General features: G+C 68.9%; 18 protein-coding genes. 8 read left to right on the top strand and 10 right to left on the bottom strand.

Annotated features, from left to right (window positions below; translation table 11 throughout):
* Nucleotide 1: 1 nt before the first annotated feature.
* Together CA982_RS19420 and CA982_RS19415 are read right to left on the bottom strand one after the other, a co-directional pair.
* Nucleotides 2–1,249: an amidohydrolase gene (locus CA982_RS19420; protein WP_086536888.1), complete on the bottom strand. Its 1,248-nt coding sequence runs from the start codon at nt 1,247–1,249 to the stop codon at nt 2–4.
* Between the two features lie 130 nt (nt 1,250–1,379).
* Nucleotides 1,380–2,573 (bottom strand): acyl-CoA dehydrogenase family protein, encoded by a 1,194-nt coding sequence (locus CA982_RS19415; protein ID WP_086536887.1) that lies wholly within the window; start codon nt 2,571–2,573, stop codon nt 1,380–1,382.
* A gap of 72 nt (nt 2,574–2,645) precedes the next feature.
* On the opposite strand from CA982_RS19415, the gene CA982_RS19410 reads away from it, so the two are divergent.
* Complete coding sequence (locus CA982_RS19410; RefSeq protein ID WP_064572148.1) at nt 2,646–2,978, top strand: TfoX/Sxy family protein; 333 nt, start codon at nt 2,646–2,648, stop codon at nt 2,976–2,978.
* Between the two features lie 182 nt (nt 2,979–3,160).
* On the opposite strand, the gene leuS is transcribed toward CA982_RS19410, so the two are convergent.
* Nucleotides 3,161–6,043 carry a leucine--tRNA ligase gene (gene leuS, locus CA982_RS19405; protein WP_086536886.1) on the bottom strand — a complete coding sequence of 961 codons (2,883 nt, stop codon included), beginning with the start codon at nt 6,041–6,043 and terminating at the stop codon, nt 3,161–3,163.
* A gap of 108 nt (nt 6,044–6,151) precedes the next feature.
* Between leuS and CA982_RS19400 the strand changes: the two genes are divergently transcribed.
* Entirely contained in the window at nt 6,152–6,661 is a 510-nt protein-coding gene (locus CA982_RS19400; RefSeq protein WP_086536885.1) for an SdpI family protein, read from the top strand.
* A gap of 43 nt (nt 6,662–6,704) precedes the next feature.
* A complete protein-coding gene (locus CA982_RS19395; RefSeq protein ID WP_086536884.1) occupies nt 6,705–7,721 on the top strand; it encodes a bile acid:sodium symporter family protein in 1,017 nt (338 codons plus the stop codon).
* Nucleotides 7,722–8,090: 369 nt separating this feature from the next.
* Here the strand turns inward: CA982_RS19395 and CA982_RS19390 are convergent, their stop codons facing one another.
* Both CA982_RS19390 and CA982_RS19385 read right to left on the bottom strand, forming a co-directional pair.
* Nucleotides 8,091–10,142 carry a CocE/NonD family hydrolase gene (locus CA982_RS19390; protein WP_086536883.1) on the bottom strand — a complete coding sequence of 684 codons (2,052 nt, stop codon included), beginning with the start codon at nt 10,140–10,142 and terminating at the stop codon, nt 8,091–8,093.
* Between the two features lie 149 nt (nt 10,143–10,291).
* On the bottom strand, nt 10,292–10,885 hold the full coding sequence (locus tag CA982_RS19385; RefSeq protein WP_086536882.1) for a YqgE/AlgH family protein: 594 nt from the start codon (nt 10,883–10,885) through the stop codon (nt 10,292–10,294).
* Nucleotides 10,886–11,030: 145 nt separating this feature from the next.
* Between CA982_RS19385 and CA982_RS19380 the strand changes: the two genes are divergently transcribed.
* Nucleotides 11,031–12,365: an MFS transporter gene (locus CA982_RS19380; protein WP_086536881.1), complete on the top strand. Its 1,335-nt coding sequence runs from the start codon at nt 11,031–11,033 to the stop codon at nt 12,363–12,365.
* Here CA982_RS19380 and CA982_RS19375 read toward each other — a convergent pair.
* Nucleotides 12,346–12,903 (bottom strand): hypothetical protein, encoded by a 558-nt coding sequence (locus CA982_RS19375; protein ID WP_086536880.1) that lies wholly within the window; start codon nt 12,901–12,903, stop codon nt 12,346–12,348. The genes CA982_RS19380 and CA982_RS19375 overlap by 20 nt on opposite strands.
* A gap of 60 nt (nt 12,904–12,963) precedes the next feature.
* Complete coding sequence (locus CA982_RS26405; RefSeq protein WP_144066062.1) at nt 12,964–13,572, bottom strand: cold-shock protein; 609 nt, start codon at nt 13,570–13,572, stop codon at nt 12,964–12,966.
* A gap of 126 nt (nt 13,573–13,698) precedes the next feature.
* Here CA982_RS26405 and CA982_RS19360 point away from each other — a divergent pair, with 126 nt between their 5' ends.
* Nucleotides 13,699–14,790: an aminotransferase class V-fold PLP-dependent enzyme gene (locus CA982_RS19360; protein WP_086536879.1), complete on the top strand. Its 1,092-nt coding sequence runs from the start codon at nt 13,699–13,701 to the stop codon at nt 14,788–14,790.
* Nucleotides 14,791–14,821: 31 nt separating this feature from the next.
* Here the strand turns inward: CA982_RS19360 and CA982_RS19355 are convergent, their stop codons facing one another.
* Together CA982_RS19355 and CA982_RS19350 are read right to left on the bottom strand one after the other, a co-directional pair.
* Complete coding sequence (locus tag CA982_RS19355) at nt 14,822–16,351, bottom strand: glycerol-3-phosphate dehydrogenase/oxidase (RefSeq protein ID WP_086536910.1); 1,530 nt, start codon at nt 16,349–16,351, stop codon at nt 14,822–14,824.
* A gap of 36 nt (nt 16,352–16,387) precedes the next feature.
* Nucleotides 16,388–16,975, bottom strand: a complete 588-nt coding sequence (locus tag CA982_RS19350; RefSeq protein WP_086536878.1) for a TetR/AcrR family transcriptional regulator — start codon at nt 16,973–16,975, stop codon at nt 16,388–16,390.
* Nucleotides 16,976–17,024: 49 nt separating this feature from the next.
* Here CA982_RS19350 and CA982_RS19345 point away from each other — a divergent pair, with 49 nt between their 5' ends.
* Complete coding sequence (locus CA982_RS19345) at nt 17,025–17,933, top strand: diacylglycerol/lipid kinase family protein (protein WP_086536877.1); 909 nt, start codon at nt 17,025–17,027, stop codon at nt 17,931–17,933.
* Between the two features lie 28 nt (nt 17,934–17,961).
* Here CA982_RS19345 and CA982_RS19340 read toward each other — a convergent pair whose 3' ends face one another.
* Complete coding sequence (locus tag CA982_RS19340; protein WP_086536876.1) at nt 17,962–19,428, bottom strand: CCA tRNA nucleotidyltransferase; 1,467 nt, start codon at nt 19,426–19,428, stop codon at nt 17,962–17,964.
* A gap of 239 nt (nt 19,429–19,667) precedes the next feature.
* Here CA982_RS19340 and CA982_RS19335 point away from each other — a divergent pair, with 239 nt between their 5' ends.
* Nucleotides 19,668–20,927, top strand: coding sequence for an NUDIX hydrolase (locus tag CA982_RS19335; protein WP_086536875.1), 1,260 nt, complete (start codon nt 19,668–19,670; stop codon nt 20,925–20,927).
* On the top strand, nt 20,818–23,646 hold the full coding sequence (locus CA982_RS19330) for a DUF6049 family protein (protein ID WP_244176385.1): 2,829 nt from the start codon (nt 20,818–20,820) through the stop codon (nt 23,644–23,646). The genes CA982_RS19335 and CA982_RS19330 overlap by 110 nt, the downstream gene beginning before the upstream one ends.
* Nucleotides 23,647–23,851 lie beyond the last annotated feature (205 nt).

Below are 23,851 nucleotides of genomic sequence, written 5' to 3'. Positions count from 1 at the left end.
GTCAGGCGGCCCGTCCCAGCCAGGTCCGCGCTGCGACGACCTGCGCCCGCACCCCGATCGAAAGCGTGGGGTCGATGACCGGCGCATAGTGCGGTGAGTGATTCGACGGCACCTTCAGCAACGCCGGATCCGTCATGTCGCCCGTCGTGAACAGGGCCGGATCCGCGCCACCGAGCAGCCAGTACGAGAGCGGCGCGCCGCAGCTCGTCGCCAGGACCCCCACATCCTCGCTCCCCGCCCCCGCGCCCGGATCGAGGATGTTGTCCGGACCCAGCCACTCCGCGAACGCGCCGAGCGTCGTGGAGAGCGCGGTGGAGTCGTTCGTCACCACCGGGAAGCGCTCGATCTCGGTGATGGTCGGCTCTCCCGGCGCGCCCGATGCAGCAGCCTCCCCGCGCACGATGCGCTCCACGCTGTCCAGGATTCGACGCCGCACGGTCTCGTCGTAGCTGCGGATGTTCAGCTGTAGCTCCGCCTCGCCCGGAATGACATTCGCGGCATCGCCGGCGTGGATGGATCCCACGGTCAGGACCGCGGTGGCGGTGCTCGGGATCTCACGTGAGATCACCGTCTGCAATCGCAGCACCGTCGAGGCCGCCAGCACGATCGGGTCGACGGACGCTTCCGGCATCGACCCGTGCGCGCCCCGACCCACGAGTCGTATCCGCAAGGAATCCGACGCCGCATACGACGCACCCGCGTGACCGGCGATCTTCCCTGCCGGGAGCGGTGACACATGTTGCCCGATGACGACTTCCGGCACCGGAACGCGATCCCACAGGCCATCGTCGACCATCGCCTGCGCGCCGGCCCCCAGTTCCTCCGCGGGCTGGAACACGACGACCAGGGTGCCCGACCACGTCGAGGCCTCATCGGCCAGCATCGCCGCCGCACCCAGCAGGCACGTGGTGTGCAGATCGTGTCCGCACGCGTGGGCGACCGGAACCGTCTTGCCGTCCTCATCGGTCGCGGTGGCGGTGCTGGCGTAGTCGAGACCGGTGTCCTCCCGCACGGGGAGTGCATCCATGTCGGCCCGCGACGCGACGATCGGACCGTCCCCGTTGCGCAGGACCCCGACGACGCCGGTCTTCCCGACCTCGGTGAGGACGTCGAACCCCGCAGACCGGAGACGATCCACCACGATCGACGAGGTCCGGACCTCCCGGAAACCGAGCTCCGGATTGCGGTGCAGGTCCTTGTACAGGTCGATCAGGGACGGGTCGATCGTGATGTTCTCGGGTGCGGTCATCCCACACCACCTCCGATGGACGGGGTTATCGGTCAGGGCGCCGGTCTGGGCCCCTCTGCTCCCCCATCGTCACATCTGACCGACCCGGATGTGCCGTATTGTCGCTTTAGCCTTCGCGAATCGTGCCCAACTACTTCAAATCGGTTGAGGTCTTACCCAACACGCGTCGGGCGATGATCAGCTGCTGGATCTGCTGTGTGCCCTCGAAGATGTCGAGGATCTTCGAGTCGCGCGCCCACTTCTCCACCAGCGAGGTCTCGGAATAGCCTGCGGTGGCGCCGACTTCGACTGTCTTGTTGGTGATGTCGGTGACGGTACGGCCGGCCTTCGCCTTCGACATCGAGGCCTCGGTCGAGTTCGGCTGATTGTTGTCGGCCATCCAGGCCGCCCGCACCGTGTGCAACCACGATGCCTCCCAATCGGATTCGAGCCTGATGAACTCGGCGACGGTGGCGTGCTGCGATGAGGCGGGGCGGTCGTAGTCGATCTCGTGACCGGCTTCCTCCACCATCCGCCGCAACTCCTCGAGGGACGCGCGACCGAGCCCGATGGCCATCGCGGCGACGACCGGGCGGGTGTTGTCGAAGGTCTGCATGACCCCGCCGAAGGCCTTCTTGGTGTCGATCTCCGGCGAGCCCAGGAGGTTCTCGGCAGGCACCCGCGCATTCTCGAACCGGATGACCGCCGTGTCGGACGCCTTGATGCCCAGCTTGTGTTCGAGACGGGCGATGGTGACACCGTCGGTGGTCATCGGGACGACGAAACTCTTGATGGCCGCGCGTCCGACGCTCTTGTCGATGGTCGCCCACACGACGACGTGGTTGGCCCGCGAGCCCGCGGTCACGAAGATCTTCTCGCCGTTCAGGATGTACTCGTCGCCGTCGAGCGTCGCGGTCGTCGACACCGCCGCCGAGTCCGAGCCGAAGCTCGGCTCGGTGATGGCCATTGCCGCCCACACGTCGCCGAAACGCTCGAGTTGCTCGGGATTGGCAACCGCCGCGATCGCCGCGTTGCCGAGACCCTGGCCCGGGATGGAGAGCAGCAGGCCGACGTCGCCCCAGCTCATCTCGAGCGCGGAGAGGAGACCGCGCATGTTGGCGCCGTTCACCGACGGCGCGTCGGACGCCGGCTTCTCGGTGTCGTCCGACTTCTCCGACGATCGGCCCTGCTTGGCGAGCTTCGCCAGCTCGTCGAGCTCGACCGGATACTCGTGCTCGGCCTGGTCGTACTTGCGCGAGATCGGCCGGAAGAGGTGCTCGGCAGCCATGTGGGTGCGCTCGACCGTCGAATCGAACTTCTTCGGGAGCTCCAGGTTGATCGCCATGGCAGTACCTTACTGCGCAGTAAGTTCCTTGCCAAGTCCCGGATCGTGACCGAAGCCGAATAGCCTGGACCGGTGGCGTACGACGAGGAACTGGCCTACCGCATCCGCGCTCTGCTGGCGACCGAGTGCGGCCTCGACGAGAAGACCATGTTCGGCGGGCTGGCCTTCTTGATCAACGGCAACATGGCCGTCGCAGCCAGCGGCAAGGGCGGGATCATGGTTCGCGTCGCACCCGAGGAGACCGAGAGCCTCCTCGAGTACCCGCACACCCGGCCGATGGTGATGTCCGGCCGTGAGACCCGCGGATGGCTACGCGTCGACGACGCGGGTATCGCCACCGATCGTCAGCTGTCCCGCTGGATCGCCATCGGTTCCGATTTCGCGCGGAAGCTGCCGCCGAAGTAGGGCCGCGCCGCTCCCTGAGGTGCAGCCTTCTCCTGCTCCATGAGGTGCAGCCTTCTCCTGCTCCCTGAGGAGCACCCCGGAGCTTGCGGAGGGCGCGTCACGAAGGGTCCGGTGACCGAGGGTGCGAGACCCTTCGTGACGCTCGCAAGCTCGCTCCTCAGCTCAGGGAGCGGGGGTGGCCGTCACGGGACGATGTTCACCATCCGGCCGGGCACCACGATGACCTTGCGGGGCTCGGCACCGTCGAGAATCGCGACGATCTTCTCGTCGGCGAGGGCGGTGGCGCGCACCGTGTCCTCGTCGGCGTCGGCCGCGACGGTGATCCGGCTGCGGACCTTGCCCTTGACCTGGACCGGGATCTCGACGGTGTCCTCGACCAGCCATGCGTCGTCGGCCACCGGGAACGGCGTCCGCACCACGAGAGTGTCATGGCCCAACCGGTGCCACAGCTCCTCGGCGATGTGTGGGGCCAGGGGAGCGAGCATGGTCACCAGCGGCTCGACGGCATCCCGGGGCGCTCCTGTCTTCTCGAAGTTCTTGGTGAGATGGTTGGTCAGCACCGTCAACTTGGCGACCGCGGTGTTGTTGCGCAGCGCGTCGTAGTCCTCGCGGACGCCGGCGATCGTCTTGTGCAGCAACCGTTTCGTCTCGTCGTCGAGTTCGGTGTCGGCGACGCGCAGCGACCCGGACTCCTCGTCGACGACGAGCCGCCAGATGCGCTGCAGGAATCGCTGGGAGCCCACCACGTCCTTGGTGGCCCACGGCCGTGACTGGTCGAGCGGGCCCATGAACATCTCGTAGACGCGCAGGGTGTCGGCACCGTAGTCGCGGCAGATGTCGTCGGGGGCCACCGAGTTCTTCAGCGACTTGCCCATCTTGCCGTACTCCTGGCGAACCTTCTCGCCGTTGTAGAAGAACTCGCCGTTCTCCTCGGTGACCTCCTCGGCAGGAACGTAGATCCCGCGCGAGTCGGTGTACGCGTAGGCCTGGATCATGCCCTGGTTGAACAGCTTTCGGTACGGCTCGCGACTGGTGACGTATCCGAGATCGAACAGGACCTTGTGCCAGAAACGCGAGTACAGCAGGTGCAGCACCGCGTGCTCGACACCACCGATGTAGAGGTCGAGGCCACCCGGATCGTTCGCGCCGTGCAGTTCCGGGCGCGGACCCATCCAGTACGCCTCGTTCTCCTTGGCGCACAAGGTCTCCGAGTTGGTCGGGTCGATGTAGCGCAGCTGGTACCACGAACTGCCGGCCCACTGGGGCATGACATTCGCGTCCCGGGTGTAGGTCTGCACCCCATCACCCAGATCGAGTTCCACCGTCATCCACTCGGCGGCCTTGGCCAGCGGGGGAGACGGTTCGCTGTCCGCGTCGTCGGGGTCGAACGACACCGGCGCGTAGTCGTCGACCTCGGGAAGCTCCACCGGCAGCAACGATTCGGGGAGCGCATGCGGCTGACCGGCGGCATCGTAGACGATCGGGAAGGGCTCGCCCCAGTACCGCTGACGGGCGAACAGCCAGTCGCGCAGCTTGTACTGGATTCTCCCGGTGCCCACACCGTCGGCCTCGAGACGTTCGACGATCGCCGCCTTCGCGTTCTCGACATTGCGACCGTCGAGGAACCCGGAATTCACCAGGGGACCGTCGCCGACGTAGGCCTCGGTGGCGATGTCGGTGTCGGAGCCGATCACCTCGCGGATCGGCAGCCCGAACACCGTTGCGAACTCATGGTCGCGGGCGTCGTGGGCCGGGACCGCCATGATCGCACCGGTGCCGTATCCCATCAGGACGTAGTCGGCGACGAAGACCGGAACCTGCTCGCCGTTCACGGGATTGACGGCGAAGCTGCCGGTGAAGACGCCCGTCTTCTCCTTGTTCTCCTGGCGCTCGAGGTCGGACTTCGCGGCGATGGACGCGCGGTACTCCGCGATCGCGGTCGCGGGATCGGTCGTACCGCGGGTCCAGCGCTCATCGGTGCCGGCCGGCCATTCGACTGCGGTCAGCTCGTCGACCAGGGGATGCTCCGGAGCGAGGACCATGTAGGTGGCGCCGAAGAGCGTGTCGGGACGGGTGGTGAACACCTCGATACCGCCGACGCCGGGCACGTCGAAGCGCACCTGGGCGCCGCGCGAGCGCCCGATCCAGTTGCGCTGCATGGACTTGACCTTGTCGGGCCAGTCCAGCAGATCGAGATCGTCGAGCAACCGGTCGGAGTACGCGGTGATCCGCATCATCCACTGCCGCAGGTGTTTCCGGAACACGGGGAAGTTGCCGCGATCACTGCGACCGTCGGCGGTGACCTCCTCGTTGGCCAGCACGGTGCCCAGCCCCGGGCACCAGTTGACCAGCGAATCGCTCAGGTACACCAGGCGATGGTCGTCGAGGACCTCGGTGCGCTCGGCGGGGGAGAGGTCGGCCCAGTCGCGCCCCTCGTGCTTTCCGCCCAACGTTCGTGCACCCGAGGCGAATTCGTCGACCAACTCGGAGATGCGCCGGGCCTTGCCCTGATCGGCGTCGTACCAGGAGTTGTAGATCTGCAGGAAGATCCACTGGGTCCAGCGGTAGAAGTCGACATCGGTGGTGGCCACTCGACGACGCTCGTCGTGGCCCAGCCCGAGCCGCCGGATCTGGCCCAGGTAGCGCTCGATGTTCTGCTCGGTCGTGGTCCGCGGGTGGGTACCGGTCTGAACGGCGTACTGCTCGGCCGGCAGGCCGAAGGAATCGAAGCCCATCGTGTGCAGCACGTTCTTGCCGGTCATCCGCTGGTAGCGGGCGAAGACGTCGCTCGCGATGAAGCCGAGTGGGTGGCCGACGTGCAGGCCCGCACCGGACGGGTAGGGGAACATGTCCTGCACGAAGAGCTTGTCGGCCGCGTCGGCAGAGCCGCCGCCGAAGGCGGACAGGTCACCGGCGAGCGGCCCGACGGGATTCGGCGCCTCGTAGGCGTGCTCGTCGGACCAGGTCTGCTGCCAGCGCTGCTCGATCTCCCCGGCGACCGACGCCGTGTAGCGATGTGCGGTCGTGCCGGCGGTGTCGCCGCTCGTCTTCTCGGCTGAAGTCACGCGACCAGGGTAAATCCTGTCGGTCGCAGCCCCCCAATCCGGTCGCTTCCGCAGTGGCCGGCGCCGGCGCGTCCGATACCGATTCTCCGCCGTACGACGCACGGTCGTATGCTGTGGGTCGTGAATGCCGTGTCCGTCGCCGTTGCCGTACTGCTCTTCGTGCTGGCCGGACTCTGGGCGGTGGTAGGAATCCGCGGGCTCCGCGGCACCCTCCCGCGCAATCGCTGGATCGGCGTCCGCTCCGCGGAGACGATGCGATCCGACGAGGCGTTCGGTGTCGCCAACCGCATCGCCGGGCCGGGAACCCTCGGTGCCGGGCTCATCCTCGCGCTCGGCGGCATCGCGACCCTCGCTGTCCCGAGCGGGTGGTCACTGGCCTTCGGGCTGGTCTCACTGATCGTGGCGCTCGTGGTGATCGGGCTGGTCAGCGGAATCGGCGTACGCGCCGCAGCGGCCGTACCCGTCGACGACGACGGCTGTTCCTGCTGTTCGGGCGGCGACGCCCACGGCCATGCCGCCGACGAGGATCCCTCCGGCCCGGCGGCCGACTGCGGCACCAGCAGCTGCGGTGCCTGTTCGTTGCGCGGCGTCTGCGCAGGCGACTCGGCCCAGGCCTGAGCCGGCCGGCGTCGTCTCACACCACTGATCTCGGGGCACATCCATGCGTACTCTCAAGAACCTCCTCGATCGCTCTCCGATCGACGGCTTCATCCTGGCCATCATCATCGCCGTCGTCGTCGCCGCCTTCCTGCCGGTTCGCGGCGCGGCAGCGGAGGCACTCGACTGGGTGGTGATCGTCGCGATCGCCGCGCTGTTCTTCCTCTACGGCACACGACTGCATCCCCGCGAGGCACTCGAAGGCCTCCGGCACTGGCGGCTGCACGTCACGATCCTCGCGTTCACGTTCATCGTGTTCCCGATCGTGGGGCTCGCGCTGAAACCGGTCGTCGAGCCGCTCATCGGCGAGAACCTCTACGCCGGACTGCTGTTCCTGTGTCTGGTGCCCTCGACCGTGCAGTCCTCGATCGCCTTCACCTCGATGGCCCGGGGCAACATCGCCGGGGCGATCGTCAGCGCGTCGACATCGAACATCCTCGGTGTCTTCCTGACCCCGCTGCTCGTGGTCGCGCTGATGCAGAATGCCGGTGACATCAGCATCGACGCGACGTCGGTCCTGAAGATCGTCGCGCAGATCCTGGTCCCGTTCCTGATCGGGCAGCTCGCCCGCAGATGGGTCGGCCCGTTCTTCACCCGGCACGCGACGATCACCAAGCTCGCCGACCGCGGCGCCATCGTGCTCGTCGTCTACGTCGCGTTCAGCGAGGGGGTCGTCCAGGGCATCTGGTCGAGCGTGGACGTCGGCCAGGTGATCGCCGTGACCGTCATCTCGCTGCTGCTCGTCCTGGTGATGCTCGCGATCACGGGCTGGCTCCCGAAACGTCTCGGCTTCGACCGCGCCGACACGATCGCCATCCAGTTCTGCGGCACCAAGAAGAGCCTGGCCACGGGGCTGCCCATGGCGACCGTCCTCTTCGCCGGGACCACGGTCGGCCTCATCGTGCTGCCGCTGATGATCTTCCACCAGATCCAGCTCATGATCTGCTCGTGGCTGGCGACCCGGTACGGACGCGAGGCGGACGACGCCGAAGCCGCCGGCGCGCCCACCCCGGCTCCCTGAGGAGCGAGCTTCACCCCGCCCCCTGAGGAGCGAGCTTGCGACGTCACCCCCGCCCCCTGAGGAGCGAGCTTGCGAGCGTCACGAAGGGTCTTGGTGAGATGCGTGGCAGACCCTTCGTGACGCGCCCTCCGCAAGCTCCGGGCGCTCCTCAGGGAGCAGGGGTTGCGCGCTTCCGCAAGCTCCGGACGCTCCTCAGGGAGCAGGGGTTGCGCGCTTCCGCAAGCTCCGGACGCTCCTCAGGGAGCAGGGGGTTGCACGCCCTCCGCAAGCTCCGGACGCTCCTCAGGGAGCAGGGGCGGTCGTCGCTTTCGCTCCTCGCACCTCAGGGACCAGAGGTCATGCGGTTGTCATTAGACAGAGGTTGTCTGATCAGCCGACGGGCCGGCCCACCGGCGTCGACAACGGCAGGTTCACGAAGCTCGGCCGGTTCGGGTCGAGCTGGATGTGCTGCGGCCGCAGTCCCGACTCGTTGAGCAGCGGACGCAACGGCAGACCGCGCGGGAAGTTCATCGCGAACACGTCGATCCGCAGGCGGTGTCCCGGCTTGATGAGGGCCTCGGTCGGCAGCAGACCGATGTCGACGCTGACCGGACGTCCCGGCACGACGCGCTGGCGCGACGCCAGCGTCAGCTCGTAGAACGGGTCGATCACGTCACCGTTGGGCGCGAACTGCGATGCCGCCCGGTCGTATCCGCGCAACGACGCCATCACCTGACCCGAGGTGAGCACCTTCGACGTCCCGTCCGGAGCGACGTCGTTCAGGGTTGCCGTCCAATAGCCGTCGGTGGCATCGAGCACGGTGTTCAACCGCACGTTCGAGTAGCCGGACACGCTGCGCGTCGTGGTCAGCGGGGGAGTGGTGAACGACAACGCGGCGCGCTCGGAGATGCGGGCGTCGTCGGCGCAGAAGGGGAAGATCGCGAGGGCACCGGCCAGCTGTTGCGCGGCGTCGCGCGAGCACATCGGCGCCAGACCGGGCGCGATGGTCATCCGGGCACGCGAGGCGGGTGGGGTGGGGGTCAGGCTGCCGTCGCGGACCGCGTGCGCCGCGGTGCCGCTGCGCCGGTCACCGAGATAGAGCCGCTGACGTTGCATCCCGGCCCGCGGGAACTGCTGCGCGGTGATCCAGGAGTCGCCGACCTGCTTGAGGTTGACCGGCCCATAGGAGTCGACACCGTTGTCGATTCCCTTGAGCCACTTGTCGAACCACGCCTTCTGCAAGACGTCCAACCGGGGCGGGGTGTTCCGCCTGCCCTCTTGGCCGCCGCCGATCGTGAGGTGATAGCCGTCGCCCATGATCAGTTGCTTCTTGCCGGGCGGCAGCGGGATCTTGTTGTACATCCGGACTTCGCTGTTGGTGAAGAGGTCGAACCAGCCGCCGTAGATGAGCGTCGGGGTGGTGATGCGATCGGCGTGATCGAGCCAGGACGATCGTGGTTCGGAATCGGTGTCCAGCAACGCCTTCAGGTTCGGCGGCACCGACGGGATGTCGGGGGTCAGGAGCGCGGCGAACAGCTGCGGGTAGAAGGTGAACGGGTCGGAGATCCGGTCCGCCAACCACTTCCAGTCGAACGTGCCGTTCAGCATCGACGCGACATTCGGGATCATCTTGGTGGTGTTGACCAGCGTCAGCCACAGCGGGAGGAATCCGACACCCAGAGCGCCGCCCGGGGCGACGATGTCGCGGATGAGGTCACCGCCGGGCTCGACCGGGAAGATCGCCTTGAGTGCCTTCGGGTTCTTGTTGGCGGCCTGGATCTGGTTGATCGCCGAGTAGGACACACCCGACATGCCGACCTTGCCGTTGGACCACCGCTGCTTCGACGCCCAGTCGATCACCTCGATGGTGTCGCGCTGTTCTCGGGACTGGAAGACGTCCCAGACTCCCTGCGAGAAACCGGTGCCGCGCACATCCACGACGACCTGCGTGTAGCCGCTTCGTACGAGATCGAAGTCGACGAGGAAGGTCTTCGCGCCGCCGTCGCGGATCGTGTGGGCGATGTCGTTGATGCCGTCGATCGGCGTGCCGGACAGGTTGATCGATCGCGCGATCTGCAGCAGGTAGGGCTCGAGGACCGGGTTCTGCATCACCGCGGATCCGACGGTGGTGATGAGCTTGGTGTACGGCGTCATGTTGACGATGACCGGCGTCTTCGTCGACGTGGGACGCTCGCGGCCGTCGGCCGGGCGGTACACGTTGGCCCGAAGCACCGTGCCGTCGCTCATCCGGATCGGGACATCCCATGTGACGTTGACGCCGGCATACGGCTGCGGGCCGTCATGGCTTGCCGCCCACCGCGCCCCATCGGCACCACCGGTCGGACCGACCGGTGCGGCGCCCGCCACGGCGATCGGCGCGACCAGCGCGACCACCGCAAGCACCACCGCGATCAGAACCCGAGCACTCTTCGACCCGCTCATGCACACCCCCGCATGTCATGCGCTGGAGAAACCCACGGTTGGTCCAGCGAGCTTGTGATCAAGCGTCCACAACCTAACACCTCGCGGGTGACGTGGATCACCGGGTGTCTCAGGTAAGGCTCAGCATCACCGACAGCTGTCGGGGAGCCTCAGTTCAGACTGAGGTCGATCGGGTGTGTCGCGAGGAGTGGCTTGGGCCAGGCCTGCCGGCGCAGGACGTCGAACCACACATCAGATGCCGGCGGGGCGAGCAGATCGCGGGGGAGCGCCGACGCGGTCATCCAGCTGAACTGGTCGAGCTCGTCGTCGAGCTGCCCGATTCCCCAGCCGCTGTATCCCGCGAAGATCCGGACGCCCTCCAAGACGTCGGCGAGGGATTCGGGGTCGGCATCGAGGTCGACGAGGACGACCCGGCCGTCCACCGGGCGCAGAGCAGGCAGATCGCCGACGTCGGTTCCGGGTTTCACCACCCCCAGGCACAGCGCCGCCTCCTGGTTCACCGGCCCGCCCACATAGAGAGCGCGCGGCGAGGCCGCGATGTCGGTCCACTGGGGCAGGAGGTTGTGCACGGCGGTCTGGCTCATCCGATTGAGGATGACACCAAGACTGCCCGACTCGTTGTGCTCGATGACGTAGATGACGGTGCGCGCGAAGGTGGGTTCGACGAGGTCGGTCGACGCGATCAGCGCGGTGCCCGGTCGGACCCGCGGCGTGGGATCGGCGTCCCACGGGACGCCGGGCATTCGCGCCCCACCACCGCTGCCCGCCGAGTGTTCTCCGGGGCGGGATTCCGGTGTGGGATCGTCTGCGTCTTCACCTCCGGCCACCCGACCATCATCGCACGTCCGCGACCGACGGGGTCCATCGTCAGCTCGGTACCCTGGATCAGTGAGCAGCACCCAGGTGACCCGTGACCAACGCGGGTGGTCGGTGTTCGTCCATTCCCTCCGTTCCTCGCCGGGACTGGGCCGCCTGCTGTCGGTGCGTCTGTCGAGTCAGATCACCGACGGCATCTTCCAGGCCGCGCTGGTCGGCAGCATTCTCTTCAACCCGGAGCGCCACGCCGATCCCCTTGCGGTGGCTGGTGGTCTGGCGGTCCTGTTGCTGCCGTACTCGCTCATCGGCCCGTTCGCGGGGGCGTTGCTCGACCACTGGGATCGACGCAATGTGTTGCTGTACGCGAACCTCCTGCGCGGAGTGATCATCGGGCTCGTCGCACTGGCAGTCGCCTCCGGCGCACCCGACGTCGTGGTGCTGATCTCTGCGCTCGCCGCGACGGGCGCGAGCCGGTTCGTGGCGGCCGGTCTGTCCGCCGGACTGCCCCACGTCGCCCGGCGCGAGGTCCTCGTGGCCACCAACGCACTGTTCACGACGCTGGGCGGCGCGATGCTCACCGTCGGGCTCGGCGTCACGCTGGGTCTGCGCGCGGTCTTCGGCGACGACAACGTCGGCAGTGCCCTCACGATGCTCTCCGGAATCGTGCTCGCCGTCGTCTCCGGCAGCCTGGCACATGGATTCCGTCCACTGCAGCTGGGCCCCGACGAACCCGACGATCCGGGCCGTTCGGCAGTGCACGCGGTGTCCGTCGGGCTGTGGCACGGCGCTCGTGCCGTCGCGCACCACCGGACCGTGGCCGCCGCGCTGTCGGCGATCGGCGCCCACCGGCTCGTGTTCGGGATGAACACGCTGATGATCCTGGTGTTGACGCGTCAGATGGGTCCCGGCGACGGTCTCGACCGGGTCAGCGTCGTCATCGGGTTCACCGGCGCCGGAGCGCTTCTCGCCGCGGTCGTCACGCCGATCGCGGTGGCACGGGCCGGTCGCTACGTGACTCTGCTCGTGGCGCTGGGCGTCGGGGCGGTCGCCGAACTCTCCGTGCTGAGCTTCGAATTCGCGGTGATCTGCGGTTCGGCGTTCGTGCTCGGACTCATCGGTCAGATCGCCAAGTTGTGCGGCGACGTGGCCATGCAGGTCGACGTCGACGATGCCGTCCGCGGACAGGTCTTCTCGGTGCAGGACGCGGTGTTCAACATCGCCTATGTGGGTGCGGTGACCGTCGCGGCCCTCGCGATCCCCGACAACGGCCGGGCGGTCGGGCTCGTGGTGCTCGGGGTGGTGTTGTACCTGGTCGGAATGCTCGTGGTGCGCCTCCTTCATCCGCGCGGGCACTGGTCGGCCGAGCCCACGACGGTGCGGCCCACCGTCACCGATCCCGCCGCATGAACCGCGGATCCCGGCGGTCGTAGGCGGCGTCGGCGATCCCGTCTCCGTTCGTGTCCACCAGGACCACATCGTGTCCGCCGTCGGCATCGGAATCGACGTACAGCCGTTCACCGACGATCCGGCCGCCTCGGTCGGCGCCCACCATCTCCGCGTCGGGGTCACCGTCGTCATCGAGGTCGATCCGGGTGACCTGCGCCGCCGGGAGTCGCGGATTCTGGTCGGGGACGTCGCGCCGCGGCAGCTGTTCGCCGGTGAGGTCGGCTCGCGCGACAGGCCGGTCCCAGAGCCCCACCCCCGAGTCGCGGTAGAAAGCATCCGGCTCGCCGTCGTCGTCGGTGTCGATCGCGGCCACGTCGGCGACCCCGTCCGCGTCGGTGTCCCACATCGCGTCGTCACGACGTCCGTCGCCGTCGAAGTCGAGCCGGATGGCGTCGAGGGCGTCGGAGTGCGAAATCCCCAGCGCGAGATCGGGGGTGCCGGACCAGCGCGTCGTCGGACCGTCGCCGGTCCCGAAGAAGTACTCGATCGCCGGGTCCATGAGGTCTTGGACGCAGCGGGGCTCGGTCCGGTTCCCCCGGGGCGACGGGGGAACCGGAGGTCACTCAACGGTGCGGATGTTCCGCGCGCGATAGTCGTAGCCGTCCTGTCCCCGGTCTTCGTAGTCGAAACGCACTCGCTGCCCCGGCGTCAGAGAACGGTATCCACTTCCGTCGATCTCGGCGAAGAACGCCCACGCACCACCCGGCGTCGCCTCGGAGTCCAGCACTCCCCACCCCTCGTTGTCGTGCCAGGTCCGCACCGACCCGGTGACCGACGGCAGTGCCGGCGACTCGGTCGGGGGTACGTCGGCGTCGTCGATCATGCGCTGCCGCATGACCGTCAGCCCGTCCGGACCCGGTTCACCCACGCTGTTCCACAAGGCACCGGAGTACGCTCCGCCGGCCGGCGCCGGCGGGCACTCTCCCGGCGGCCAGACGAGGTGAGCCACATGGCTGCAGCCGTCGACCGGCGTCTCGCCCTCCGACCATTCGAACTCGACCTCGGTGCCCGGCCGCAGGCCCATCATCGGAAACCCGGTCAGATCGGCGACGGCCTCGCCCCGGATCGCAGCCGATGTGGCGAAGGCCCCGCCCGGGGTCCGATCCGACTCGATCACTCCCCACCCCAGTTCCTGGTGCCACGTCTGCACGGTCCCTGTCGTCGACATCGATCCACCGTAGGTCCGCAGGCCGAACTCTCCTACGGGTTTTTCTCGTGGATGCCCGGCCACGCCCGACCTGGCACGCCACCCGCCGGGTGACCACGCACCGGACCACCCGGTAGGTTGTGGCCCATGTATGTCAGCGATCTCGGCGAGCAGTGGCACGCGGCCCGGCTCGAACCAGCCCTGGCACATCTCGACTCTGCTTCGGCGGGCCGCTCGTCGTACGCGCTGATCGGCGCGATGACCGCACATCTGTGGCGGGAGACCGAACGCGGCTCCTACGTCGCCGCTGACGACCGCGCCGAGGAAATCGCCCGTGACACAAGGAATCTCGCCGCGCTCATCGGACACACCGGTGACGAGGTTGTCTTCCGTGAGAGCGCCCGTGCCGCTTTGCGAGCCCTTCTCACCAACTGGAGTCTGCCCGTCACCTCGACGGTGTGGGTGGCCAAGAACGAATTCGGGCCCAACCTCGAGGAGTTCGAGCGCCGCGGCTACGCGGTGCGGACGATGCCCGACGGCGACGTCTACGGTCACGTCGACACCGACGCGCTCGAGAACATGCTGCAGTTCGAACAGCCCGACTTCATCCATGTCTGTCATATCGGCTCGATGTCCGGTGTGGTGCAGCCGGTCACGCGGATCGTCGAACTCGCGCACCGGGCCGGCGTGCCCGTGGTGGTCGACATGGCGCAGTCGGTCGGTCACGTCCCCACTGTCACCGGTGCCGACGTGGTCTACGGCACCAGCCGCAAGTGGCTCACCGGTCCGCGTGGCGTCGGGTTCGTCGCGGTGCGCCGAGACTCGTTGCGGCCGGTCCGGATCGACGGCTCCGAGGCATTCATCGCCGGACGCCTCGGACTCGGTGTCGCCGTTCGCGAGCTGCTCGAGATCGGCCAGCAGCGCGTCTTCCGCGAACTCGCGAAGATCGGCACGGCCACCCGCGAACGGCTCCACGGCATCGCCAGCTGGGAGGTCCTCGAACCGATCGACGAGCCGTCGGCGATCGTCACCCTCGCACCCCCGCCCGGGTGGCAGTTCGACGACGTCGCCGCCGCGCGGGACAAGCTGCTCTCACTCGGTGTCCTGGTGACCGCCGCGGACACCTGGCGCGCGCCGCTCGCGACCGAGCATCCGGTCCTTCGCATCAGCCCGCACCTCGACGTGCGCCGGACCGACCTCGATCGCGTCGCCGACACCTTGCGCACGATGGGTTACTGATAGACCCAGGCCTGCCCCGACACCGGGCCCCTCACCCGAGAACCTCGCCGACGATCCGCTCGATCTCCGGGCGTGCCGCGTCGGCATCGCGCCGGACGAGACCGATTCGCGTACGCCGATGCAGGATGTCGTCGGCGTCGAGAGCTCCCTCATGAGTCATCGCGAACTCGATCTCGGCGCGGGTGACGTCGATGCCGGGGACGATCGGACCCAGCGGGTGAGCGACTGTCGCGACGTCCACGACGGTCGGCGCCTCCCCGCCGAATCGCTGCACCAGCGAGGGCGGCAGGCCCTGCTCCCGTGGACTCCGCAGCGCGCCGACCAGCGGCGTCGTGGTCGTGACACAGTCTCCGGCCGCGAGGTCCGTGGTCGACAGTGCGGCGTCGACGGCGTCCTGCGCCATCCGCCGGTAGGTGGTGAGCTTGCCGCCGAGGACGCTCACCAGCCCGTCGCCGCGGACACCGACGTGGTGCTGCCGCGAGACGTCGGCCAGGGCATCCGCGTCGCGGCCGGCGTTGCCACCGCGGGTGTCGACCAGCGGTCGCAGACCAGCGAAGGTGCCGACGATGTCCGAGCGGTCGAGTGGCCGCGCGAGCGCGGGATTGATCGCGTCGAGCAGGAAGTCGATCTCCGACTCGTCCGGCGTAGGGACGTCCGGGATGGGCCCCGGCGCGGCGACATCGGTGATGCCGACATAGGCGCGGCCCAGCTGGGCGGGTATCGCGAAGACGAATCGCGACACCGAACCGCCCAGCGGGCTCATCAACGCGGCGTCGGGAAACCCCAGCCTGGCCGCGTCGATGACGAGATGCGTTCCGCGACTAGGGTGTACGGCGATGGCGTCGTCGATGCCGCCGGACCAGACCCCGGTGGCGTTGACGACCATCCGGGCGCCGACGTCGAAACTCTCGCCGGTCTGCCGGTCGGTGAGGGTGGCCCCGCGGCCGTCCACACTCTCGGCCCGCACGCGGGTGCAGATCGAGGCGCCGTAGCCTGCGGCCGTCCGCGCGAGGGCCACGACGAGTCGGGCGTCGTCGATGAGCTGGCCGTCGGCGGCGGAGATCCCGCCGCGCAGACCGTCGGGGGACACCGCCGGACAACGGCCGAGGGTCTCCAGCGCCGACAACCGCGATGGCGGGGGCAACAACGACTCGGGGGTGCCGGCGTTGCGTCGGAGCACGTCTCCCGCCCGGAGACCGATTCGGATGATCGAGCTCTGCCGGCCGCCGCGATCGGGGATGATCTGCCGAAGGGGGGCGATCAGATGTGGTGCGATGGCGGTCATCAGGTGATGACGCTCGATGGCGCTCTCGCGCGCGATCCGGAGGTCTCCCCTCGCCAGGTAGCGCAGGCCGCCGTGGACGAGCTTGCTGCTCCAGCGCGAGGTGCCGGCCGCCAGATCGTCATTCTCGACGAGCGCCACGCGCAGGCCCCGGGTCGCGGCGTCGAGCGCCACACCGACGCCGGTGATGCCGCCGCCGATCACCAGCAGGTCGAGCGGCTCACCGGATGCCAGACGGTCCAGCGCACGGCGGCGCGTGTGGACGGACAGGGTTGCCATCAGAGCCACACCGCCGCGGACTCGGCGCTCACGCCGTCATCCGTCGAGGCCCGGGCGCAGGTAACCGGCCAGCATCTCGTGCAGTTCGACGCTCCAGCCCTCGGCGAGGATGTCGGAGACCAACGCCCCCGACTGCAGGAACGACTGTGCGATCAGCAGCACCATCGCGGCCATCCGCTTGGCGTCGCCCGCACGCACCTGTCGCCGCTCCTGCCCCTCCGACAGCATGTCGGCGAGGATGGCGAGAATTCCCTGCTGACTCGTGCCGAGGCGCTCGAAGACGTACGGCGACATGAACTCTCGTTGCTCTCGCCACAGCGACGCGATCAGTTCGTCATCCCGGAGCGCGCCGACCACGGCCACCACCCGGCCCACGAGTGCGTCCAGATCGGCGGGCTCGCCGGTACCGCCGATCGCCTCCTCGACGACCCCGAGGACCTCACGGGTCAACAGACCGCGGATGATCTCGGTGATGTCGGGCCAGCGGCGGTACACCGTCGGTCGACTGACGCCTGCTTGTCGGGCCACCTCGGAGACAGTCACCTTGCGTCCGCCGCTACGCAGCAGGCAGCTCCGCGCTGCATCCAGAACGAGATCCCCGATCTCCTCGTTACGGATTGCCATGATGTGTAACACTGTAACGGATCACTTGAACGGCGGGGGGCCGACTCATATGACTATCGAACACGCCACACTCGTGGCCAGTCCGTACGCGCGTCACGGCACGGGACTGCGCGTCGCACACGACGCCGCGGAACTCCTGCGTGCCCGGGACGTGGGGGTGGAGATCATCGTCGGCGAGGACATCGCCGACGCCGCCGACCTCGCGGGCAAGGCAGCCAGGGGAGACACCGACGTCATCGTCGTCGTGGGGGGCGACGGCACCGTGCGTCTGGCCGTCGAGGCCACCATCGGGTCCGGCAAACCACTGGCTGTCATCCCGGCGGGCAGCGGGAACGACTTCGCCCGCAATCTCGGGATCCCGCTCGAGACCGCCGACGCCGTCGAGGTCGTCCTCGGCGGACACCGCCGAGCCATCGACCTCGGACGCGTCAGCTTCCCGGACGGCCAGACCGCGCTGTTCAGCACGGTCGCCGCCACCGGATTCGACGCCGCGGTCACGGCCCGGGCGATCGACATGCGCCGGCCACGCGGACAGTCCCGGTACACGATCGCGGCGCTGCTCGAACTTCTCGCGCTGCGCTCACGCCACTACCAGGTCCGCGTCGACGACCAGGCCGTCGAATCCGACCTCGTCTTCGCCGCGATCGGCAACACCACGTCGTACGGCGGTGGCATGAAGATCACGCCCGCGGCATCGATCACCGATGGGCAACTCGACGTGACGCTCGCCCTCAATCCGCCCCGGCTGGCCCGCTGGACGATTGCCCGCGTGTTCCCGAAGGTGTTCTCGGGCAAGCACATCGACAGTCCCAACGTGCGGACCATGCGCGGTGCGGAGGTCGAGCTCTACTGCGATCCGCCGGCCCTGGTGTCCGTCGACGGCGACCTGGTCGGCCAACTGCCCGCCGTCTTCGAGGCGATACCACACGCGGTCGAGGTCTTCGCGCCCGCGAGCTGAGCCGGACGCGGCGATCCCGCGGGCGGGGTCACTTCCCGCCGCGGGCCGCCCACCATTCGCGTAGCGCGTCCTCCGCCTCATCGGGGCTCAGGGGTCCGCGGTCGAGTCGCAGTTCCTTGAGATGACGCCAGGCCTGGCCGACGATTGGACCGGGCGGCACACCGAGGAGCTCCATGATGGCGTTTCCGTCGAGGTCGGGACGGACCTTCTCGAGGTTCTCGGCCGCCTGCAGGTCGGCGATCCGCTGCTCGAGGTCGTCGTAGTTCTGCTGCAGTCGCCGGGCGCGGCGTTTGTTGCGGGTGGTGCAGTCGGCACGCACCAGCTTGTTCAACCGGTCGAGCAGCGGACCCGCGTCGGTGACGTACCGCCGGACGGCCGAATCGGTCCACGCGCCGTCGCCGTACCCGTGGAACCTCAGGTGCAGGAAGACCAGCTGTGCGACGTCGGACACCACCGCCTTGGGGTACTTCAGCGCCCGCATCCGTTTGCGCACCATCTTCGCGCCCACCACCTCGTGGTGATGGAAGCTGACACCACCCCCCGGCTCGTGGCGACGCGTCGCGGGCTTGCCGATGTCGTGCAGCAGGGCCGCCCAGCGCAACACCAGGTCCGGGTCGCCGTCCTCGAGGTCGATGGCCTGGCGGAGCACGGTCAGCGAATGCTGGTAGACGTCCTTGTGCTGGTGGTGTTCGTCGATGGTGAGCTTCATCCCCGGCACCTCGGGCAGCACCCGCTCGGCCAGGCCGGTCTCGACCATGGCGTCGAGGGCCTCGATCGGGAACTCTCCGCAGATCAGCTTGTCCAACTCGGCGCGGATGCGCTCGACGGTGATGCGCTCGATCTCACCGTTCATCTCGGTGATGGCCTGCCACACCCGCGGCGCGAGCCGGAATCCCAGCTGAGACACGAACCGGACCGCGCGCAGCATGCGGAGCGGATCATCGCCGAAGGACTGCTCGGGGGTCGCGGGGGTGTCGATGAGGCCCGCGAGCAGCGCGGTCAGGCCGTCGAGGGGGTCACGGAAGTCCTGGGCACCGGACGAACCGATCTGCACGGCCATCGCGTTCACGGTGAAGTCGCGCCGGATCAGATCGTCCTCGAGTGACGTACCGAAGGTGACCTCGGGATTGCGGCTGACCTGATCGTACGAATCCGCACGGAACGTCGTGATCTCGATCAGGTGGTCGCCCTTGCGGACTCCGACCGTGCCGAACTCGATGCCGACGTCCCAGAACGCGTCGGCCCAGCCCCGGAGCAGCCGGGAGACCACTTCCGGACGCGCGTCGGTCGTGAAATCGAGGTCGTTGCCGAGCCGGCCGAGAACCGCGTCGCGTACCGAGCCGCCCACCAGGTACAACTCGTGGCCCGCGTTCTCGAACAGAGTGCCGAGGGGCACGAGGACATCGTCGAGTTCGCGCAGCGCGATCACCGCGCCGGCAAGCAGGCGCGTGCGCCGTTCCGGGTCCGTCGTACCGGGCCGTCCGTCCGAGCGCACCGTGTCCGTGTCCGATGGGACCGCCCCATTCGGTGCTGGCCCAGACGCCGCCGTCCCGGACGAGGATGTGTCGTTCACGGCTTGTCACCCTACCGTCGTGACCCGCGCCGACGACGCCGCACAGTTCGACGCCGACCGCTCATACACGTCCGGCACACTCCCGACACGAGATTCCACAACCTACGCGCCCGGGGAGGCGTCCGGACAAACTGCAGGTGACCAGCCGCTAGCATCGTGGAGTGTCCACCGATTCCTCGACCAACCCTTCAGACGTCAGCGGCGTCTCGTCGGGTGCACACGGCGAGGGCGGCGGACAAGGCGAGCAGAATCCCACCGGCCAGGGCCGTCGTGCCCGTCGCGGCCGCCGACGCCGGGGTCGGCGCAAGTCCGAGAACCGCGGCGCCTCGGCCGCGCACACCCCGGCATCGCACAAGCAGAGCGGTCATCCGCAGGCCTCGACCACCCAGCCCAAGAACAAACAGCCGGGTTCCACCCAGCCGGGTTCCCGACCGGGCCACAAGCCCGGCTCGCCCAACCCGGCGTCCGAACCGGCACCGTCGACGCACCACCCGACGCCGAACGACCTCGCGCGCGCCCGGGCGTCGGATCCCGCGTGCCCCGATCCGGTCGAGGCCGAACCCGTCGACAAACTCCCCGTCGATCCCGACCGCGCACGGCCGCGGGTCACCCCGCCGAAGCCCTCGGACATGGTCGCGGTCAGCGCCAAGCTGACCAAGACCGGTCTCGCCCAAACGGGGGTGTCACACACGGGATCGGCAGCCGGCGGCAAGGCGTCGAAGGGCCGGCGACGCTCGTCGCGACCCGACCGCGGATCCGATCGTCCGGCCACCGAACGCACCCACTCCGACCGCGCGGGGAACGAGAAGCTCCGGACCGTGCGCGAGACCTCCGCGGGTGGGCTCGTCATCTCCGACCTCGACCTTCCCGTCGATCAGTTGTCGGCAGCGCTCATCGGCCGGGTCGACCGGCGGGGACGCACGATGTGGTCGCTGCCCAAAGGCCACATCGAGACCGGCGAGACCGCCGAACAGACCGCGATCCGTGAGGTCGAGGAGGAGACCGGCATCCAGGGCACCGTGGTGGCCCCGCTCGGCAAGATCGACTACTGGTTCGTCAGCGAGGGGCGTCGAATCCACAAGACGGTGCACCACTATCTCTTGCGATGCATCGGCGGCGAACTCTCCGACGCCGACTACGAGGTGTCCGAGGTGGCCTGGGTGCCGTTGCACGAGCTCCCGCGCCGGCTCACGTACTCTGACGAGCGACGACTCGCCCGGATGGCCCGCGGCGTGATCGCCGAACTCGCCGCCGACCCGACCCGGCTGGCCCAGTCCGAGGCCGACAGCATTCGCACCGAACCCAACGCCTATGAGAAAGCCGCCGCCGCGCGCAATCAGCGCCGCAACGAGCCGCCGCCCCCGGCTCGTACTCGTCGGCGCCGGCGCCGTCCACGACGGCCCGCGGCCGGCGATGGCTGAGCCGCGTCCGTCTGCCGCCGCACCCCGTTCGTCTCGTACTCCTGCGCCGTCGCGCGCGACGCGGTCCGGCGCGCGCACGACCCTGGCCATTGCCGTGGTCCTGGCGGTTCTCGGTCTGACGGTCCTGTCCGGTGCGGTGGGACCGGCCTCGGCGGCACCMGAGACGGGCACCAGCGGATCCGACACCGGATCCGATACGTCGGACCAGCAATCCCCGAGCCGGTTCGCCCGCATCGTCATCGATTCGATGACACCGAGCATCGTGACCACGACCAGCCGGCCGGTGGTCACCGTCAGCGGCCGCGTCGACAATGTCGGCGACCGGTCCATCACCGACCTCACCATCCGGCTCGAGCGCGGGGATCCGGTCGCGTCGGCCGCCGGCCTGCGGACCGATCTCGCCGACGACGACCCGGCGGTCGCGGTGGCCGGTCCGTTCGAGGCCCTCTCGGACAAGCTCGCCCCCGGCGAGAGCGTCGGGTTCCGCATGTCGATGGCGCTGTCGGCCAACAACGGACCCGACGGGCAGGGCCTGGCCATCTCCCGGACCGGGGTCTACCCGATGCAGGTCAACGTCAACGGCACCCCCGAATACGGCAACACCGCGCAGGTCGCGGGCTCGCGAATGCTGTTGCCGGTGCTGTCCCTGCCGCCCGACGACAACCGGGCGGACGGGTACGTCGACCCGTCCACCGAGTACTCCGACACCGACCCGGTCACCGGGCTCGGACCCGACGGCTCGGTGTCGGCGAACCTGTCCAGCCCGGCGCGCATGACCATCTTGTGGCCGCTGGCCGCGCCGCCCCAGCTCGCCCCCGGTGTGCTCGGCGGCAACACCGAACCCGTACGGCTCATCAACGAGAACATGGCCCGCTCCCTCGCCGACGGTGGGCGTCTCGCCGAACTGCTGACGGCGCTGCAGAAGGTCGTCGGCGAACCCCCACCCGCGCAATCGGATTCGGTGTCGTCGGACACACCTCCGGCGGAGACATCGGAGAGTCCGGAACCCGCCGCCCTCCCGGGCTCGGAGAAACTCGCCGACAGCATGTGTCTCGCCATCGATCCCGATCTCATCGTCACGGTGCGCGCGATGTCACTGGGATACGAGGTGTCCGACAATCCCGCCGATCCCAGGTCCTCGACCCGCCCGGGCAGCGGCGCCGAGGCCGCCGGGCGCTGGCTCGACACCCTGCGCTGGACCGCGCAGCGGATGTGCGTCGTGGCGCTGCCATACGCACAGGCGGACCTGACCTCACTGTCCCGGATCGGCAACGCCGGACTCACCGAGGCCGCGCTGCGTTCGCCCGCCGACATCGTCGACACCGTGCTCGGTGTCCGGAGCGTGCGGGGGCTGTCGATACCGGCCCTGGGCGCCATCGACTCCGACGGCGCCGCGACCCTCACCGCGGCCGAGCTCGCCACGACCGCGGTGTCGTCGAATTCCGTTGCACCGACCGGCCGCCGCGACGACACCGGGCGCTACCGGATCGGCGACCTCGCGGCACAGACCTACGACGCACCCGTCACGGCCTCCTTCGCCGCGATCGGTACCGCTCCGTCCACACCCGCGCTGACGCCGCCCGACCAACGCGTCGACCTGTCCGACGAGTCAGAGGGAAGCCGCAGGCAGAGTGCGATCGGGGCGCTGGCGTACCCGGCGATCGCCGCCCCCGAGCCCGCACCGACCGGAGCCGATTCCCGGCCGTCGTCTCGCGACCCGGTCGTCGGGAGATCGGCTTTCCTGCTGCCACCGACGTACTGGTCGCCGACGAGCGCCGACGCCGAGGCCCTGTTCGCCACCGCGCGACTGCTGCTCGAGTCCGGTGCTGCGACGCCGACCCCCCTACCGAACCTGGTCGCCGAACTCGGGTCCGTGCGGGAGCAGGCACGACTGATCGACCCGCCCGGGGTGGGACCCGTCGGCCGCATCGGGTCGGTGCTGACGACCGATGCCACCGCATCGATCCGACGCAATGTCGAGGACAGCTGGCAGTTCGAGGGCGCCCTGGTGCGCTCGGCAGATGTCGCCGCCACCCCCGAGCGGTACATGTCCCCGCTGCGCGAGGACCAGTTGCGGGCGATCCGCTCGCCGGATGCCTGGGGTTCCGCCGTCTACACGCACCTGCGACGGACGCAATCCGAGCGGATCGACGCCGTCTCGTCGACCCTGCACCGGATGACCCGGTCGGTCACGATCCTCGATCCCGGCGGCCGCTACACGCTGGCCTCCGAGCGCAGTCCGTTGCTGCTGGTCGTCAAGAACGATCTCGCCCTGCCGGTGCGGGCCCGGATCACCACGTCCGAACCGGCCGACATCGAGATCGGCGACCTCGGCGTCATCGAGATCCCGGCCAGCGGCACCCGACAGATCCAGCTACCCACCCGGGGGGAGGCATCCGAGGCGATCAGCGTCGAGATCCGATTGTCGACGGTCACCGGGGTGCCGCTCGGCGAGCCGATCAGTCTGTCCGTACACACCAACGCCTACGGCAAACCGCTGTTCTACATCACGATCCTCGCCGCGGCCGCACTCGTCCTGCTGACCGCCCGACGACTGTGGCATCGTTTCCGCGGCCAGCCCGATCCCGCCGACGCCGATCGGCCCGAACCCGACGAACTCGAGCGGATGCTCGCCGGAAGCGGGTATCAGGAGCGACGCCGTACCCTGCAGAGCGAGGGTCGGATGCACGGCGAGGAACCGGACGATGACCCCTCATGACCGACATCAGACGACCCGAGGACGGCGGCAGAAGCGACGTGACCTGGAACGATGAGCCGCGCGCACCGCGGTCGGGGACACCCGGCCCGGTGCCGCCCCAGCGTCCCGAGCGCGCCGCACCCGAGCGGATCCCGCCGAACCGGGCCGCCGGCGGGCGGGTCCCACCCACGAGGATCCCGCCCGGCTCCCCGGACCCGCGCTCGGC

Origin of the sequence: Gordonia lacunae (genome assembly GCF_002149015.1) — a bacterium.
Taxonomy (GTDB): Bacteria; Actinomycetota; Actinomycetes; order Mycobacteriales; family Mycobacteriaceae; genus Gordonia; species Gordonia lacunae.
The sequence above is the reverse complement of the archived record's forward strand: the minus strand, read 5'-3'. Positions and strand labels throughout refer to the sequence as shown.

Bases quoted from the DNA above. Each gene is read 5' to 3' on its own strand.
- CA982_RS19420 (WP_086536888.1), bottom strand. From the start codon at position 1,249: ATGACCGCACCCGAGAACATCACGATCGACCCGTCCCTGATCGACCTG.
- CA982_RS19415 (WP_086536887.1), bottom strand. From the start codon at position 2,573: ATGGCGATCAACCTGGAGCTCCCGAAGAAGTTCGATTCGACGGTCGAG.
- CA982_RS19400 (WP_086536885.1), top strand. From the start codon at position 6,152: ATGCTGTGGGTCGTGAATGCCGTGTCCGTCGCCGTTGCCGTACTGCTC.
- CA982_RS19395 (WP_086536884.1), top strand. From the start codon at position 6,705: ATGCGTACTCTCAAGAACCTCCTCGATCGCTCTCCGATCGACGGCTTC.
- CA982_RS19390 (WP_086536883.1), bottom strand. From the start codon at position 10,142: ATGAGCGGGTCGAAGAGTGCTCGGGTTCTGATCGCGGTGGTGCTTGCG.
- CA982_RS19385 (WP_086536882.1), bottom strand. From the start codon at position 10,885: ATGCCCGGCGTCCCGTGGGACGCCGATCCCACGCCGCGGGTCCGACCG.
- CA982_RS19375 (WP_086536880.1), bottom strand. From the start codon at position 12,903: ATGGACCCGGCGATCGAGTACTTCTTCGGGACCGGCGACGGTCCGACG.
- CA982_RS26405 (WP_144066062.1), bottom strand. From the start codon at position 13,572: ATGTCGACGACAGGGACCGTGCAGACGTGGCACCAGGAACTGGGGTGG.
- CA982_RS19360 (WP_086536879.1), top strand. From the start codon at position 13,699: ATGTATGTCAGCGATCTCGGCGAGCAGTGGCACGCGGCCCGGCTCGAA.
- CA982_RS19355 (WP_086536910.1), bottom strand. From the start codon at position 16,351: ATGGCAACCCTGTCCGTCCACACGCGCCGCCGTGCGCTGGACCGTCTG.
- CA982_RS19350 (WP_086536878.1), bottom strand. From the start codon at position 16,975: ATGGCAATCCGTAACGAGGAGATCGGGGATCTCGTTCTGGATGCAGCG.
- CA982_RS19345 (WP_086536877.1), top strand. From the start codon at position 17,025: ATGACTATCGAACACGCCACACTCGTGGCCAGTCCGTACGCGCGTCAC.